Source organism: Fructilactobacillus frigidiflavus (assembly GCF_044054575.1).
In the GTDB taxonomy this organism is placed as follows: Bacteria; Bacillota; Bacilli; order Lactobacillales; family Lactobacillaceae; genus Fructilactobacillus; species Fructilactobacillus frigidiflavus.
In genome coordinates this window covers 286,210-302,929 of sequence record NZ_CP168716.1, presented here as the reverse complement: position 1 = coordinate 302,929, position 16,720 = coordinate 286,210, and the positions used below count along the sequence as shown (strand labels likewise).

Below are 16,720 nucleotides of genomic sequence, written 5' to 3'. Positions count from 1 at the left end.
GTAAAAAGGGGTTCATCTGATTAGGTTCGGATGGATCCTTTTTGAATGGAGCATTATGAAAACAATTTTTAAAGAAGGTAAACCTCAATCAATTAGTGATGTGTTATTGAATAAGGATCATCGCAATGCTCTACAAAATAAATTGATGGAAACTTATCCGAATGATACGATTATTACCATTAAACTAAATATTCCGGGGCCAATTAAAAATAACGCAGCATTGCAACGCTTATTTAATACGGGAGCAAGCAAGTTTGTGCCGGCTTTTCAACCTCTCAAAAAGCTAACCTTGAATTCTGATGCGGGACCAGAATTATTATTAGTGACAAAGATGGACGCCAAAGCAGTTAAGCAACAGGCCATTGAATTTGAAGACCAGCTTAATTACGGTCGTTTATTCGATATTGATGTTTTAAATCAAGCAGATGGGCATTATTCCCGCGTTGAACTCGGAATGCAAAGTCGAAAATGTTTAATTTGTCATGAAAATGCGAAAGAATGTGCTAGAAGTCGGAAACATTCCGTGGCCGAATTGCAAAATAAAATCTCTGAAATTTATGATGAGGAAATCAATGGCTAAAAATTATCAAATCATCACAACCGATGCCGAAACGGCCGCTAATCTTGCAGTTGAAGCAATGCTAGATGAAGTAGTCACTTGGCCCAAGCCCGGTTTAGTGGATCCCGTCAGTAATGCCGGACATGCTGATATGAATGTGTATACGTTTATCAATAGTTCGGTAACAATGTTGCCTTACTTTCAAAAAAGTTGGGAATTAGGCTATCAATTTCAAGGAACTGCATTGCCAGACCTATTTCAGCAACTGCGTCCACTCGGAATGACCGCCGAAAATACGATGTTTACGGCTACTAACGGTGTGAATACGCATAAAGGGATCGTGTTCATCTTAGGAATTATGGTGTCTGCCTTAGGTTACGCTACCCAAAAACAACTCACTACGGTAGCTGATTTAATTAGTGTTGAAAAGCAGATGACCCAGGGCTTAGTAAAAAATGATTTGGAAAATGCGCCAACTGGACCACTGACGGCTGGCCAACAACAATTTCAAAAATTAGGCTTAACGGGAATTCGGGGTGAAACGGAAGCCGGCTTTCCGTTAGTCATCGACTACGGTTTGCCAATTTATGAGTCAGCGCAATTACCCCAAAATGAGCGGAATTTAATCGCTTTACTGGTCATTATTGCGCATAATTATGATAGTAACTTAATTAAGCGGGCGCATAATCCGGCTTTAGTAACTGAAGTTCAGCAGGATGCCCAACAAATTGTGACGAATTATCAAGCAACGCAGCAGCTTGACCAGCATTTGTTAGAAAACTTATGTCAAAAATGTGCCGAACATAATTTGAGTTTAGGTGGCTCCGCTGATCTCTTGATTTTAACGATTTTTCTCCACAAATTAATTAAATAAGCGTAGCAAAAAACCAGAGTGCGAGCGCACGCTGGTTTTTTTGTGGATTATTTGTTTGCTTTTTTACTGTTGTAATTCTTAATTAAGTTTTCTTCAATTGATTCAAGTGATTTATTCCGAGTTTCTGGAACGAAACGAGCCACGAAGAACCATGATAAGAATGAGAAAACGGCGAAGATGGCGAATGGTCCACCAACATTGTTATGGAATAAAGCTAAAATTGTGAGGAAGAATTGGGAAACGATGAAGTTTGCAACCCAGTTCGTTGCTGAACCAATGGCAGTTCCGATTCCACGAACAGAAAGTGGGAAGATTTCACCAATTAATAACCAAGCAATGGGACCCCATGAAATCGCGAATCCAAAAATGTAAACGGCGATTAAAAGCATGGTTGGAATGGCAGCTGTACTAATACTTAAAGTGAAGTTAATAATGGCAAGCGCGGTTAAAGAAACTCCCATGACGATTGAACCAAAGATTAGAATAGTTTTCCGGTTAACCTTGTCCATGATTAAGTAGGCAAGCACTGTCACAACGAAGTTAACTACTCCGATTCCGACTGAAATCCAGATAGCACTAGCAGCTGGGAAATTGAAACCTTTCATAAATACTTGTGGTAAGAAGTAAATTACGGCGTTAATCCCAACTAATTGTTGGAAAATCATAATTCCAATCGCAGCGACTAATGAGGAACGGGCCACTGTGAAAAGTTCTTTAAGTCCACCTTGACGTTGGTTAGAAACTTTTTGAATTTCTTGAATTTCTTGTTCTGAGTCTTCCCCAGTTGTATTTCTTAAAATATTTAAAACGTTCCGAGCTTCGTCAACTTTCCCTTTTTCAACTAAGTAACGAGGTGATTCGGGAAGTAAGACACCACCGATGAAAAGTAAAACGGCCGGAATCAAAGCTGATCCAAGCATCCATCTCCAGTCCCGAATCCCTAAAAGGTTGTGGTGTAAGAAAAGAAGGTTAGATACGTAGGCAAGTAAAATACCTAAAGTAACCATTAGTTGGAACATGGTTCCGAGTGAACCACGGTGTTCTTTATCTGCCAATTCGGCAAGGTATGCAGGGGTTAAAGCGGAAGCACCACCAACGGCGAGTCCAAGAATAATTCTGGCAATTACCATTGAGAAAAATCCAACTGAGACGGCAGAAAGGCCAGAACCAAGTAAGAACAGAATCGAAGCTAAAATTAATAGTTTTTTGCGACCAAACCGGTCAGATAATGATCCAATTGAGAGGGCACCGATGGCTGAACCGATTAAAACGGATGAAGTGATGAATCCGGTTTGTTCAGTTCCTAGATGGAAGTTACTTTCGATTAGAGGTGAGGCACCGGAAATAATCCCAGTATCAAATCCAAATAGCAATCCACCTAAAGCACCAAAGATGAAAATAAATGCAATACTTAAATGAAACTTTTTCATGATAATTCCTTCTTTCGTAAGAAAAATATAGGTAACTTCTTAATGACTTCATTGTAAGCGCTTACAACAGTTAATACAACCCTTTTTAAAAATGAATTTATTCACAATTGAAAAAAGTAAGTAAATAAAAAACTACGGCCAATTTTCGGCCGTAGTTGTAAGTTAGGGTCTTAAGAAATAAGTTCCATCTTCCATCACATCATAGATGCCAATGGTCCCTGAGCCACCTTGTGCTCTGATTGACTTGGAAGTTACTTGAATTTCATACATGTGGTTAGCCGTTGATAACAAGGTGTAGGCAAAGTCACTATTATTACCTAAGCCATTACTTAAAGTTGTGATGGCTTGACTGGGACTAGTGACGACATCACCCATGCCGTTAGTTTCATATTTTTGTGATCGAGTTGGTTGTGTAGTTGGTGAAGATTGAGCTGGCTGTGAAGCTTGTGATGGTGTTGAAGCACTTTCAGTATTGCTACTATCTTGCTGTTGTGCCGTTGAATTGGTAGTTTTATCTTCATTTGAAGCTACTGCTGTATTATTGGAATCAGAATTTTTTTCGTTATCCTTTTTAGGTGTAGTTTTTTCAGAATCAGCTTTATTAGTTTTGGTTTTATGCTGTTCGGTTTTAACATCTTGTTTTGGTTTCTTAGTAGAATTAGCTTCATTTCCACAGGCTACCAAACCAAGTGAAGTGGTTAAGGCAATGGCGACTAATAATAATTTTTTCATAGTTACTCCTCTATCTAACAAATTGGGTACACTTAATTATAACGCATTAAAAAAACTACGACCCGATTAGGCCGTAGTTTTAATTTAATTTTGTAATTAACCGATATGCACTAGATGGGCAAAGATGGGCACTACCATCACGACCACGACTGAGATAATGACAACTGAGATAGCTGACATTGATCCTTCAACTGATCCAAGTTTGAGGGCTTTCGCTGAACCTAAAGTGTGTCCGGCGGTTCCTAAACCTAAACCAACTCCAATCGCATCTTTTAAGTGGAAAATCTTAATTAACCAATCCGCCATTGCGTAAATAATTACGGCATTTAAGATACATGCCATCGCCGTAATGGCTGGAACACCTTTAATTCCGGCAGCAACTGGCATTGCCACAGCAGTGGTAGCTGCTTGAGGAAGGAGGGAAGCAATTTCTGAATTGTGAAGACCTAATAGTTTAGAAACGAAGTACATAATTACTAACGAAATTGATAATCCAATAATTAGGGAAAGAATAATTTCTAACCAATATTTTTTAACAATGTCGTTCCGTTTGAAAAGGGGAAGGGCAAACGCAATTGTGGCAGGGTACAAGAACCAGAAAATAATGTCACCACCGGGCTTGTAAAGGGAAGTATAAACCCAAGTCGTAGTGGTCCCAGTTGCATGACCAATCATCCAAAGGATAAAGATTCCTAAAACCATGCTGACAAATAGGGGCTGAAATAAGAAAAATCCTTTAGTAATTTTAAAAAGCCACATCCCAATTAAATAAACGATGATTGAGAGCGCAATTCCAAAAAAGGGCGTGCCCAATCCTTTAACTAATTCTGCTTCCATTATTTGTTCTCCTTACTAAATTTATTTCGAAGCCAAATCAAACCAGCGGCTACCATCGCGATTGAAACTAGCATGACTACGGTTGAAATGAAAATCATGAGGACCAAGCGAACTCCGTCTTTGGCCATGATATCAAGGGAAGCAGCTAGTTGAATTCCGGAAGGCACAAACAAGAAAGCTAACATTCCAATTAAGAAGTTTCCGGATTGTTCAATTTGAGCTGGTTTAATAATTTTTAACGTCAATAATACGTATAAAATAATTAAACCAATTACGGGAGTGGGCATTGGAAAACTAGCTGGAAATAATTGTGAAATTAGGGATGAAACGAAAAGAATAACGGCATAAATCCCGATTTGCACAAAAATTGAAGCCGGTTTTTCCTGTTCTAGGGCTTTATTTTTCATAATTCAAGCTTCTTTCTTTTATGTGATTGTTTTCACTTAAGATTATACCAGTGTTTGCCAGAAATTAAAAATCAAATTTGGGCTTGGAGCGCTTGACGGCGAAGCTTGCCGTTATGCGTTTTCGGAAGTTCGTCAAGCAGCATAAATTTTTTGGGAACTTTGTATTTAGCAAGTTTGGTTAATAAATATGCGGTAAGCTGTGAAAAATCAACTTCAGTCGAAGTGACAATGAAGGCTACTGGAACTGCTCCCCACGTTGCGTCTGGTTTACCAACTACCGCAGATTCAAGTACCCCGGGGAATTGATTGATTTCAGTTTCAACTTCACGCGGATAGATATTTTCGCCACCGGAAATAATTAATTCAGATAAACGACTCTTTAGATAGAGAAAACCATCTTCATCGAGATAACCTAAATCGCCTGTCGCAAACCAGCCGTTGGTCGTAATTGGTTCTGCATGATTAAGATAGCCAGGCGTTAGATTATCCGCTTTTAGTAATACTTCACCAATTTGATGAGGCTGAGTGGCGCCTTTAATTTTCAAACTTACGGTAAACAATGGTTTACCAACGGAACCAAGCTTTCGGATGGCATCCGCAAAGTTTAACGCCACCACTTGAGAAGCCGTTTCCGTCATCCCATAGGATTGAATCACCTTCAGATTCATGGCTTTACAAGCTTCCAAAGTTTTTCGATCAATGGCACCTCCGCCTAATAAAAGATACGAAAAGTTCTCACTATAAGCGTGTTTTTTCAAACTGAGCAATTTTTTTAACATATAGGGAACGACTGACATAATTGTTCCGTTACCATCAACTAAATCTTGATTAATTAACTCTGGAGCAAAATGTTCGTATAAACGAACGTTCATGCCATAAATCAAGCTACGCATCATGATGGAAAATCCACTAATGTGAAAGAGGGGCACCGCACAAATCCAAGTATCCTTCGCAGTTACGGGTAAATTTAAATCAGCACCGATTGCACTTGACCAATGATTGCGAAAGGTTTGTTGAACTCCCTTAGGATTACCAGTTGTCCCCGAAGTATACATAATACTGGTAACTTGATCTGGAGCAAATTCGGATTTAATGAACGGAGTGGCATCAATTGAGTTTGAGTTCATTAATTCCTCTAATGAAATTAAACTCGCTGATTGCAACGCTTGTAACTTCGTTTGAAATTGATCCGCATAAATCAGTAAACTAACGTCAGCATCCTGTAATTGATATTCAATTTCCGGCAGCGCTAAATTTTTATTAATGAAGACCATTTCAATTCCCAGTTGTTGCAGCGCTAAAATGGTGAAATAAAGTTGGGGAGTATTGTTACCTAAAATTGCCACCCGATGTAACTTTTGTACTTTCTGACCCACTAAGTGATTGCAAACGGTTAAAACTGCTTGTTGTAATTCGGTAAAATTCCAATTTTGTTTATGATAAGAAAGGGCTCGTCGGTTAGGCGTTAGTGAAACCCGTTTTTGCAACCAATTATCCATTGCACAAACCTTCTTTAAGGGAATTTAGGGAACTTATCGAAATCAGGATCACGTTTTTCCATGAAAGCATCGCGACCTTCTTTGGCTTCGTCACTAGTGTAGTAAAGTAACGTTGAGTCACCGGCTAATTGTTGAATTCCGGCTAGCCCATCGGTAGCGGCGTTCATGGATGCTTTGATTAAACGAAGTGACATTGGTGAGCGTTTCAACATGGTGTCACACCAGGCTAAAGTTTCGTCTTCCACTTCAGCTAGCGGTACAACTTTGTTAATCCAACCCATATCGTAAGCTTCTTGCGCTGTGTAAGTTTTGCACATGAACCAGACTTCTTTAGCGCGTTTCATTCCAATCGTGTCGGCTAGCAAACCAGAACCGTAGCCACCGTCAAAACTTCCAACTTTGGGACCAGATTGCGCAAATTTACCGTTATCAGCTGAAATGGTCAGGTCACAAACTAGTTGCAACACGTTTCCGCCACCAACTGACCAACCGCGAACCATTGCCACTACTGGTTTAGGAATAATTCGAATTAAATGTTGTAAATCAAGCACGTTTAAACGGGGAATCCGGTCTTTACCTACGTAACCCCCGTTTCCACGGACACCTTGATCACCACCAGAACAAAAGGCGAGGTCGCCTTGCCCAGTTAAAATAATTGCTCCAATGGTTGAGTCGTCTCGACAACGAGCAAAGGCGTCAATCATTTCTTCGACCGTGACCGGGGTAAAAGCGTTTCGGACTTCGGGACGGTTAATCGTAATTTTGGCAATTTTGCCCGTTCTTTCAAATAAAATATCTTGATAATCGTTTTCAATTGTTTCCCATTTTCTTGTCATCATGACCTCCAAATTGATTGTGCTAATATGATTAGTATAAGATTAATAAATAAAGATTGTTAGTGGAAGGGATTAACGCATGAATTTAATTGATTTATTCAACATCAAAACCGAATTATTAACTCCCACCAAAGTCGTCTTAACGATGGAAATTAAACCAGAACACCAGCAACCCTATGGTCTAATGCATGGTGGGGTTAGTTGTGTCTTGGCTGAAACGGCTGCTAGTTTAGGCGCTAATCAAAATCTTGACTTAAAAAAACAAGTTGCCGTGGGCCTTGACATTCAAACGACTCACCTTAAACCCATGCAACGGGGACAAATTCAAGCCATTGGCAAACCGATTAAAGTAGGGCGCCAAGTGCAAACGTGGCAGGTGCAAATTTTCCATCAAGACCAACAAATTAGTGAGTCAAACGTTAATCTTTTTAATCAATCAGTTTAATTAATCGTGCACTAACTATTATAACGAGATATTTAAGATTAACCAAAAACAATTTACGTATATTATTAAAGACTAACTTAGATACGGAATACTTTAATGAGTTATTATGTAATTAAAGGGTAGACAAGTCTGTCAAAAAATAGTATATTGATTTTAATCAATTAAATGGTTCTTTAGAACCCACTGGGGCGATTGCATATTAATGCAGTTGCTCTTTTTATTTATTTGGAAAATTTATGGTAAACACTGAAAAACCATTTAAAAACATCGACCAACAGATTGAAATATTACAATCTAGAGGTTTAATATTTCAAAATAAGGCAGCCGCTAAGAGAAATTTGGCTACTTATGGATACTACGAAATTATAAATGGTTATAAAGATAGTTTTATGAATAATAGTAAGGATGATGAAAAAGGTTTCAAAGAAGAAATAACATTTGAACATATATTTGCATTATTTAAACTAGATCAGAATTTTAGCCATTTTACTTTACAATGTTTAGAAGAATTTGAAGCCATATTTAAACAGACACTCTCATATTCAATTTGTGAATTAATATCAGAAAAGCAAGGCATCTACACTAATATTTCAAACTATAATCGTGGTAAAACGTATACTTATAAAACACGTAACAGTGAACAAAGGTATTCAAATGATCGTGATAAATTACTTAAGTGTTTCAAAAAAACATTAAATTCTGATTTTCAGCCCTATAAATACTATCGGGACGAACACAATAATATTCCACCATGGATAATGGTAAAAAATTTAACTTTTGGTGAAACCATATACTGGTTTAAACTTTCCAAATCAAATGTTAGAAAACGAGTTATAGCTAAAATGTTCGGTTTAAATGAAAATATTTTAGACAGTTCAAATGATATTCTTAAATTAAATCAACTTTTTGGTGATATTTTGGTAGTATTGTTAAATTACAGGAATCTTACGGCACATGGAGGTAGAGTATTTTCTCATAGGTCACAACGTCATTTAATAAGAACCTACTCACCATTATTTTATAATGAGAATGAATTAGATATTTCTCGTAGACAATTTAATAGTGATGTTGGAAGAAGTAGCATAGCAGCTGTTATTAATTCGTTCCATATAATGAGGCGAGTAGCTCCTGTTTTTTTAAATATGTATAATTATACACATACTGAACTAAATAATTATTTGAAATTTTATCCGGAAGACAGAGGATATGTTTTAAGAATTACTGAATTTGGACTATTGAAAAATTTTTAGACTAGTTAATCAAAAAATTAAGGAGAATAGTAATGAAAGCAATCGCAGTTTATTGTGGCGCGGCGATGGGAAATGATCCAGTTTATCAAACCGCACCGTTCAATTGGCAAAGTGGTTAGTCGAAAATGACTATGCGTTAGTTTACGGCGGGGGAAAATTTGGGTTAATGGGAATCTTAGCCAAAACCGTTTTACAAAATGGTGGTCAAGTTTATGGTGTCTTACCGAAAGAATTAGCGGCACGCGGCACGGCTTTAGAGAATTTGACCGACTTAGAAGTGGTCGATAATATGTCGATTCGAAAGCGGCGGATGATTGAACTTTCTGACGCCTGCATTGCACTTCCCGGTGGACCAGGAACTTTAGAAGAAATTTCAGAAGCCTTTTCGTGGGCTCGGATTGGTGATAATGATAATCCTTGTATCTTATATAATGTCGCTGATTATTATCGTCCCTTAGAAAAAATGTACGACGAAATGACGGAGCAGGGCTTTTTAACGCAAACCGATCGGGAAAAATTGCTTTTCTCTGATTCACTTATTGAAATTGGCGACTTTATCAAAGGCTATGTCCCACCTAAAATCCGTCAATATTAAAATTTACTTAAAAAAGTGTTGACGGTTTATAAAATCACAGGTTATAATCAGACATAATAAAACAGAAAGGAACATTCACATGAACTTTAAAATGATGACACAACTTAACTCATCCTCTAGCTTTGCTTGGCAGATTTGTATCTAAGCGAGGTTAGTTTGAGGTGCCTGGTTAGATGCATGAGTTTTCTAACTAGGTCATCATTAATATTCATGAATGTTTCGGCGAATATCTAAATGAAATTTCCACCTAGTTAGTTAACGCTAACTAGGTTTTTTATTACTTATTTTTTAAAAAGGAGCGTTTTAAGATGACAGAACAAAAATTGAAACGAAGCGTAGGACCGTTTACCGCCCTAGCATTAGTAATGGGAACTGTAATTGGTGGGGGAGTCTTTTTCAAAACTGCCAGTGTCGTAGGAGCAACTCACTCAGTTAGTTTAACCTTACTAGCCTGGATTGTAGCCGGAATTTTAACCATTTGTGGAGGATTAACCGTTGCTGAATTAGGGGCAGCGATTCCGGAAACTGGGGGAAGTGTGCAATATATGCGCCATACTTATGGACCATTAAGTGGCTTTTTACTCGGCTGGGCCGAAATGTTAATCTACGTGCCCGCAAATATGGCAGCTTTAGCCATTATTTTTGCTACCCAAGTGATTGTCTTACTTCATTTAAGCATGGCACTGGTGATTCCAATTGCAATCGCAGTGGTAGTCATCATTACCGCTTTAAATAGTTTGGGCGCTAAAGTTGGGGGAGCCGTGCAATCAACGACTTTAATTTTTAAATTGATTCCCATTTTCTTAATTGTCATCGTTGGGTTATTCATGCCCGGGCACGTTGATGTGACTTTCTTCCCCATGGAACCGACTGATCACGCTAATTTATTGACGGCCTTTTCTGGTGGATTACTTGCCACTATGTTTGCCTATGAAGGTTGGATTAACATTGGTGACATTGCTGGTGAAATGAAGAGCCCGAAAAAAGATATCCCCAAAGCAGTTGTATTTGGGCTAACTTTCATCATGATTATCTACGTCTTAGTAAACTGGATTTTCTTGAAGAACATGCCGATTGATGCAATTGCGGGAAACACGAACACCGCTTCACAAGTTGCTGGTAAATTATTTGGTGAATTTGGTGGTAAATTAGTTACCATTGGAATTTTGGTGTCAGTATTTGGCACGATTAACGGTTACACGATGACGGGTGCTCGGATTCCGTATGCCTTAGCTAAAGATGATTTATTACCATTTAGTAAACAAATCAGTAAACTAAACAAAGCGGCTGCCCCTTACGTAGCTAGTTTATTCATTTTAGTGATTGCGATTATCATGATTATCCTAGGAAGTTTCGATATTTTGACCGATATGTTGGTCTTTGTAATGTGGATATTTAACTGTCTCTTATTTTTAGCGGTCTTTATTTTAAGAAAACGCGAACCCCACTTGGAACGACCTTATCGGGTGCTTTGGTATCCATTTGTGCCAATCGTAGCAATTATCGGGGGACTATTCATCGTTGTAACAACTTTGATTAATCAAACTGGCTTAGCGGTCGTTGGGTTAATCATTACGTTACTAGGTATTCCCGTTTATTACTTACACAAAAAATTTGGAATTTAACTAAAAAATGTTTCCTAAACGATTAATTTAGGAAACGTTTTTATTTTTGGTTATTTTTCACCGTAATCGTAACCGGGGCAGAATCAGTCAATTCTTTTCCAGTTGAATAAATGGTAACTTCGGTACTCTGCTGGTTTGGCACGTTAACGGTCGTCTTATAATTACTACCTGACTTAGTGATTTTTACATTGGCATCAGGATTAGTGGCTTGAAAATGAATTTGGTTTCCAATCACCAACGAAGTGTGAATCACAAAATTACCACGTTTATTTGTTTTGTAATGATGGTGATCTTGCACATTAATGGTCATTTGGGAGCGTTCGTCCATACTGGCACTGACTTTTTGGTGATGCTTTGGTTTAAATATTCCCGTTAGTAACACTAAATTAAAGATAATCACGAGATAGAGCATGGTAGTCGTAAATTTTGGTTTCATGATTGAACTCCTAGCAACTTATTGCTTGAATTCTATCACATTGCTGAAATGATGCAAAATCTATTTAATGTTTTTAAATCTAGTTTCTGGACCAGCAAAGGCAATCGTAAGCGCAGCAATTAAGAAAAGTCCTGTGATTACGTAGAAGATCATTGCTGGATTAGTCTTTCCAATTGCATAAGCAGCAAAATAAGGAGTCAAAATGGTTAGGAATTTAGCGGTTCCATGCGCCCAACCCATTCCTCGGAAACGATGGGGAGTTTGGAAAATTTCAGGAGTGTAAACACCTACGGCAGCTGCCATAAGGATGTAGAAACAGGTCGTTAGCAAGAAACCAATCGCAATTGTTCCACTAGCTGCCGTAATGATGGTATAAATAATTGCCAAAATTGCGCCAATGATAAAGGTTGTAATAATCGTAATCCGCCGACCGATTTTTTCGATTAGAATCGTACCAATCAAGGCCCCAATGGGAGCTCCAATCATCATCAACATCGTGTATTTAAGGGAGTGGGCCACGTTAATTCCGCGTTGCAACAACATTGTTGGAACCCAAGACGTGAACATAAACAAGGAAACCAAAATGGCAGTAACCGTGATGATACTGATGAAAAGGGCCCGCGGATAACTGATAGTGATTGTTTCTTTCGTAGAGGCATTATTTTCTTGCGCGTATGATCCAGCGGTTTCGAGTTGTTCAATGATGGCTTGGGCTTCCTTAGTTCGACCCTTACTAAGCAACCAACGAGGTGATTCAGGGAAGTGACGTCTAGCAAGCCAGAGGATGATTGCAAGGAATCCCACTACTAGAAACATGGCTCTCCATGAATAATGGGGAATGATAAATAGTGAAAGGGCAAGGGCTAGTGGTGCACCAAAGTTAGCAATGATAGCGGTTGCTCCTGACCAGCGTCCTCTCGTTTTGGTCGGCGCAAATTCGTTTACAATGGCGTAACCCGTAATAATTTCTGAGCCCAAGCCACAGGCTGCGATAAATCTTAGAATGGAAAGCACCATGATATTCGGTGCAAAAGCACCCAAGATGGTCGCAATTCCAAAAATCAACAGGTTAATTTGATAAGCAGTCCGCCGACCAAATTTATCACCCAAGTATCCCGCAAAGAGGGAACCGATGAACAGGCCTAAGAAACCGGCTGAAATAAAGTTGGAACTTTCTGCCAAGGTTGAGAATTTAGAGTTAATCATCGCGGTATTAACTGCACCAGCCATGTAAACATCGCTGGCATCAATAATCATGCCTAAAGCGGAAAGCATAAATACTCGTTTAAATAGTTTAGATTCTTTGGCATTATCGAGTCGAAGTTCAAGTTGCGTTGCTGTTTGTTCCATAATTAAATCCCCCAAGCAGTAAGTTGTTTTTGCATATTTTCGGTATTGTATTTAGTTTCAAAATCATTGAGCTTTTCTAAGCCCATTAAGTGGTTGAATTCTGGAAAGGTAATCATTTCGTCTTTTAATGACTTCGTGGATCCCGTTTCTTTTAAAGTGGTTAACATTTTTTTCATGGCCGCCATTTCGGTATAAACGGAAGCGGTCGGATGAACCACTAAGGAGAAGCCTAACTGTTGTAATTCAGTTGGCGTTAAATCAGGAGTTTTCCCATTTTCAATCATGTTAGCCATTAACGGAGTATCTGGAAAGGCGGTATGAATGGCCTTTAATTCGGCAATGCTTTCCGGAGCTTCAATGAAGATTAAATCAGCACCCGCCATTTTGTAGATTTGACTCCGATCAGTGGCAGCTTGTAAGCCTTCAACGGCGCGGGCATCCGTCCGTGACATAATTAAGAAGTCATCGTGTTTTCGCGTTGTAACCGCGGTTTTAATTTTTGCGGCTAAAACATCAACTGGCTCAATCCGTTTCCCGTCCATATGACCGCAACGTTTTGGCCATTGTTGATCTTCTAAGAAAATCCCGGCTGCTCCAATGGCTTCGTAATTTTTAACGGTTCTGGCAACGTTAGCTAAATCACCGTAACCGGTATCGGCATCCGCAAAAACTGGTAAGTTCGTCGCATTAATGATTTCACGACACTTGTTTAACATGGTATCGAAATCGGCAATCCCCCGATCTGGTAAGGATAAGTCACTGGCACTGGTAGCATAGCCAGCCACAAAAATAGCTTCGTAGCCTAAGTCTTCGGCAATTTTAGCAGATAAGGCATCCTGAGCCACAAACATGTTGGTGATGTGGTGCTTATCAAACATTAATTTTTTAAATTTGGCACGATTTTGTTTAAATTTCATAACTAAGCTCCTCTTTTAAGGTGGTCTTTAAATTTTGGATAGCAGTAAAATCAGGAATAACGGCTTGGCAGTCTAAACTCATTAAATCTGCTAAAGCAAGTTGATCATTATCCTGTGAAATAATTAGGTTGGCTAATTCAGGGGCAGCTTGGATTAATTGATAGCTGACTAAATCTAAATGCCCAATTATAATTTGGGTAATGCCTAGTTTTTGGGCAATTTTGATTCTTTTTGCCAATCCCGCTAATCCATAGAATTGCACCCCATCTAGTTTTAACCAAATCGTAAAGTCGTAATCAGCTTGGCTATCTTGTAAGGCAACTAATTTACCTAATAAATCAGCGTCACTGATGAAGTGGTTGGGCGTTTGACTGTGAGCCGGATAGACTTGGTCGTTTAACATGATAATTTGGGCTCCGCTTGCGCCGAGTTCTTTGCCAGCAAAATAAGTGTTTAATTGGTTCCCAAAGCCCGCTTGGATATCGGCAATTAATTTAGCGTTTGTTTCAGTGCTGATGTAGCGGAAAAAGCGGGCGTATTCGGAAACGCTGAGTAACCCTTGATTATCACTAGCTAAAAATTGGTTGGCTAATAAACGGGGGCTTACATAAGCAAGATGGAAGCCATGCTGGTTTATTTGATTAGCTTCTAAAGTATTACTGATTGCTGGAATGATTTTTTCTGACATGATAATTTCTCCTCTATCTGTTTTTTGGCAAAATAAAAAGCGCCCAAAAGTCTCTTTGACTAAAGGACGCTTGCACGCGGTACCACCTAAATTATGTTTGAATAAACATCTCTCCCAATCCTAAATAGAATTGTTGGCTCTGTAATGGGAGCTCCCAGTGATGGCTACGTTAATTCACCACACAACTCGTAGGCCTACTTCGTTTTATCTCAGCTTTGTTATTTCGCACTAACCAATAACTCTCTGGAAAGATTCTTATAAAATTACTTTTCCTAGTTAACGTTTTTTTGATTTTTAATATCATAACATGCTAAAAACGAAATGCAAGCCTTTTTTACGAAAAAACCGAAAGATAATTAAAAGGGAAACCGTCAAATCTGGTTAAATAGCTAATAATTAAATATTTATATGATTAATGTTAAGAAAAAGCTTGTCTTCAGCTTGGAACCATGTAATAATATAAATACTTTAGAAAGCTACACGAAAGATTGATCAGTAAAATTAAAGCTAAAAGCAGAGAGTCTCCAGCAGTGGGAGGAGATTTTAGCCTTTAATTCGAAAAGCAATTTTGAAATGAGATTTTTTCGAGAATCTCGGGATTAACCACCTGTACCACGGTTGAGTATAATCATTGGTAGATGACGTACTTAATAAGGCAGTTTATGTGAATAATCTGTAAAAGATGGTGGTAACGCGTTTCATGAACGCCCTGACTAAATAATAGTTGGGGCGTTTTTTTTATAAAATATTTTTTGGTAAAAGGAGTGAGAGTAATGGAAAATGACATGGTCATGGAAAAATCAGAAGCGAAAATGAAACAGGTGTGGAAGCAAATTAAAGCGTGGTTAGTAGTGATTGGACCGGGTTTAATTGTAATGCTGGCAGATACGGATGCCGGATGCTTGATTACCGCTGCCCAGTCGGGAAATCAATTCGGGTATGCGATGGTCTTACCGCAAATCGCTTTGATTCCAGTTCTATTCATGGTCCAAGAAATCACGGTCCGGTTAGGAATTATTACCAAAAAAGGCCACGGAGAGTTGATTCGGGAATACTTTGGAAAGAAGTGGGCTTACGTTTCCGCAATCACATTGTTAATTTCCGTAGTTGGTGCCATGATCACTGAATTTATTGGAATTGCGGGTGTGGGAGAATTGTTTGGGATTTCCCGGTGGATTACGATTCCAGCGACAACCATTTTCCTAATCGTGATTGCTTTGATTGGCAGTTATCATCGGGTTGAAAAAATTGGAATTGCCTTTGGAATCTTTGAATTGATGTTCATTATTGGAATTTTTATGGTTAAACCCGACGTTGGGCAAATGGTTACGGGAATGGGAAAAATCCCCCTTCACGATAAATCATACGTTTTCATGATTGCTGCCAACGTTGGTGCGGTAATTATGCCGTGGATGATTTTTTACCAACAAAGTGCCGTAATTGATAAAAAATTGAAACCAAAAATGATTAAAAAAGCGCGAGTTGATACTTTGGTAGGAACGTTTATTACCCAGGGAATCATGATTGGATTTGTAGTTTTGTTTGCCGCAACGACCTTTACTAAGGGTGGCGTCGCCCTTAATACCGTTAGTGATTTGGTCCATGAATTGGAATTGTTTATCGGGCCAAACGCGGCAAAGGCAATTCTAGGTTCAAGTTTGTTTGGTGGCGCAATTGTTGCTGCGATTGTAGTGGCCCTTGCAGGGACTTGGGGGATGACCGAAGTTTTAAACTGGCGTCACAGTTTGAATGAAAAGCTTAACCGCCATAATTATGGTTTTTATGGAATGTATGCCGCCGTGTTGATTGTGCCAGCTATGATGGTGTTGTTTATGGATAAAATGGTTGAAATTGCGGTCTCAATTGAAGTGATGAATGCTTTGATGATTCCAATTGTACTTGGCTTTTTGTTGTTGCTTGAAACACGGGCGTTGCCAGCTCAGTATCGGATGCACGGCGCCTATAAATGGACGGTCATTATTAGTTCATTGACCGTGATGGCTTTTGGAATTTATATGTTGGGACCCTCACTAAATATTTGGTAATGGAGAGATAATGATGAAAAAAATAAAACAGTTTTTTAAGATGTATGTAAGTAACGACCGTAAACATGAATTTGAAGTTCATTTGTATCAGGGACTTTAGGAGAAGACTATGAAAAAGTGGTTTAGAAAATTTGAATGCCTCTTTTATGGAAATGCAGGGGAAATCTGTATTGAGCATGAAATGATGATGTATCA

At 38.7% G+C, this 16,720-nt stretch carries 16 protein-coding genes, 1 pseudogene and 1 other annotated feature; of the genes and pseudogenes, 7 read left to right on the top strand and 10 right to left on the bottom strand.

Annotated elements, in window-relative coordinates:
• Positions 1-55 precede the first annotated feature (55 nt).
• Together citX and citG are read left to right on the top strand one after the other, a co-directional pair.
• Positions 56-580, top strand: coding sequence for a citrate lyase holo-[acyl-carrier protein] synthase (gene citX, locus ACEPSS_RS01630; protein ID WP_395319594.1), 525 nt, complete (start codon positions 56-58; stop codon positions 578-580).
• Positions 573-1,433, top strand: coding sequence for a triphosphoribosyl-dephospho-CoA synthase CitG (gene citG / locus ACEPSS_RS01625; protein ID WP_395319592.1), 861 nt, complete (start codon positions 573-575; stop codon positions 1,431-1,433). Before citX ends, citG begins: the two co-directional genes overlap by 8 nt.
• Positions 1,434-1,480: 47 nt before the next feature.
• On the opposite strand, the gene ACEPSS_RS01620 is transcribed toward citG, so the two are convergent.
• The 6 genes from ACEPSS_RS01620 to menB form a co-directional block, all read right to left on the bottom strand.
• Complete coding sequence (locus ACEPSS_RS01620) at positions 1,481-2,863, bottom strand: sugar porter family MFS transporter (RefSeq protein WP_395319590.1); 1,383 nt, start codon at positions 2,861-2,863, stop codon at positions 1,481-1,483.
• A gap of 162 nt (positions 2,864-3,025) precedes the next feature.
• Positions 3,026-3,595 (bottom strand): hypothetical protein, encoded by a 570-nt coding sequence (locus ACEPSS_RS01615; protein WP_395319588.1) that lies wholly within the window; start codon positions 3,593-3,595, stop codon positions 3,026-3,028.
• A gap of 96 nt (positions 3,596-3,691) precedes the next feature.
• Positions 3,692-4,432, bottom strand: a complete 741-nt coding sequence (gene lrgB, locus ACEPSS_RS01610; RefSeq protein ID WP_395319586.1) for an antiholin-like protein LrgB — start codon at positions 4,430-4,432, stop codon at positions 3,692-3,694.
• Positions 4,432-4,839, bottom strand: a complete 408-nt coding sequence (locus ACEPSS_RS01605) for a CidA/LrgA family protein (protein ID WP_395319584.1) — start codon at positions 4,837-4,839, stop codon at positions 4,432-4,434. Before ACEPSS_RS01605 ends, lrgB begins: the two co-directional genes overlap by 1 nt.
• Before the next feature lie 71 nt (positions 4,840-4,910).
• The gene (locus ACEPSS_RS01600; protein WP_395319582.1) at positions 4,911-6,338 is read right to left on the bottom strand and encodes an o-succinylbenzoate--CoA ligase; all 1,428 of its coding nucleotides are present in this window, start codon (positions 6,336-6,338) and stop codon (positions 4,911-4,913) included.
• A 14-nt stretch (positions 6,339-6,352) separates the two neighbouring features.
• Positions 6,353-7,174 (bottom strand): 1,4-dihydroxy-2-naphthoyl-CoA synthase, encoded by an 822-nt coding sequence (gene menB, locus ACEPSS_RS01595; protein WP_395320450.1) that lies wholly within the window; start codon positions 7,172-7,174, stop codon positions 6,353-6,355.
• A gap of 79 nt (positions 7,175-7,253) precedes the next feature.
• Between menB and ACEPSS_RS01590 the strand changes: the two genes are divergently transcribed.
• The 4 genes and pseudogenes from ACEPSS_RS01590 (at position 7,254) to ACEPSS_RS01575 (ending at position 11,089) form a co-directional block, all read left to right on the top strand.
• A complete protein-coding gene (locus ACEPSS_RS01590; RefSeq protein WP_395319580.1) occupies positions 7,254-7,619 on the top strand; it encodes a PaaI family thioesterase in 366 nt (121 codons plus the stop codon).
• A gap of 236 nt (positions 7,620-7,855) precedes the next feature.
• The gene (locus ACEPSS_RS01585) at positions 7,856-8,869 is read left to right on the top strand and encodes an Abi family protein (protein ID WP_395319578.1); all 1,014 of its coding nucleotides are present in this window, start codon (positions 7,856-7,858) and stop codon (positions 8,867-8,869) included.
• Positions 8,870-8,901: 32 nt separating this feature from the next.
• Positions 8,902-9,464: pseudogene (locus ACEPSS_RS01580) on the top strand (TIGR00730 family Rossman fold protein).
• A 308-nt stretch (positions 9,465-9,772) separates the two neighbouring features.
• Positions 9,773-11,089 (top strand): APC family permease, encoded by a 1,317-nt coding sequence (locus ACEPSS_RS01575; RefSeq protein WP_395319576.1) that lies wholly within the window; start codon positions 9,773-9,775, stop codon positions 11,087-11,089.
• A gap of 40 nt (positions 11,090-11,129) precedes the next feature.
• Here ACEPSS_RS01575 and ACEPSS_RS01570 read toward each other — a convergent pair whose 3' ends face one another.
• From ACEPSS_RS01570 to ACEPSS_RS01555, 4 genes are read right to left on the bottom strand one after another with little or no spacing between them, the layout of a single operon-like run.
• Complete coding sequence (locus ACEPSS_RS01570; protein ID WP_395319574.1) at positions 11,130-11,525, bottom strand: hypothetical protein; 396 nt, start codon at positions 11,523-11,525, stop codon at positions 11,130-11,132.
• A gap of 60 nt (positions 11,526-11,585) precedes the next feature.
• A complete protein-coding gene (locus tag ACEPSS_RS01565; protein WP_395319573.1) occupies positions 11,586-12,875 on the bottom strand; it encodes an MFS transporter in 1,290 nt (429 codons plus the stop codon).
• Positions 12,876-12,877: 2 nt separating this feature from the next.
• Positions 12,878-13,792, bottom strand: a complete 915-nt coding sequence (locus ACEPSS_RS01560; RefSeq protein WP_395319571.1) for an isocitrate lyase/PEP mutase family protein — start codon at positions 13,790-13,792, stop codon at positions 12,878-12,880.
• Positions 13,782-14,480 (bottom strand): carboxyvinyl-carboxyphosphonate phosphorylmutase, encoded by a 699-nt coding sequence (locus ACEPSS_RS01555; RefSeq protein ID WP_395319569.1) that lies wholly within the window; start codon positions 14,478-14,480, stop codon positions 13,782-13,784. Before ACEPSS_RS01555 ends, ACEPSS_RS01560 begins: the two co-directional genes overlap by 11 nt.
• Positions 14,481-14,539: 59 nt before the next feature.
• Positions 14,540-14,769, bottom strand: a binding site (T-box leader).
• A gap of 484 nt (positions 14,770-15,253) precedes the next feature.
• Between ACEPSS_RS01555 and ACEPSS_RS01550 the strand changes: the two genes are divergently transcribed.
• Positions 15,254-16,525 carry an NRAMP family divalent metal transporter gene (locus ACEPSS_RS01550; RefSeq protein WP_395319567.1) on the top strand — a complete coding sequence of 424 codons (1,272 nt, stop codon included), beginning with the start codon at positions 15,254-15,256 and terminating at the stop codon, positions 16,523-16,525.
• Positions 16,526-16,720: the final 195 nt, after the last annotated feature.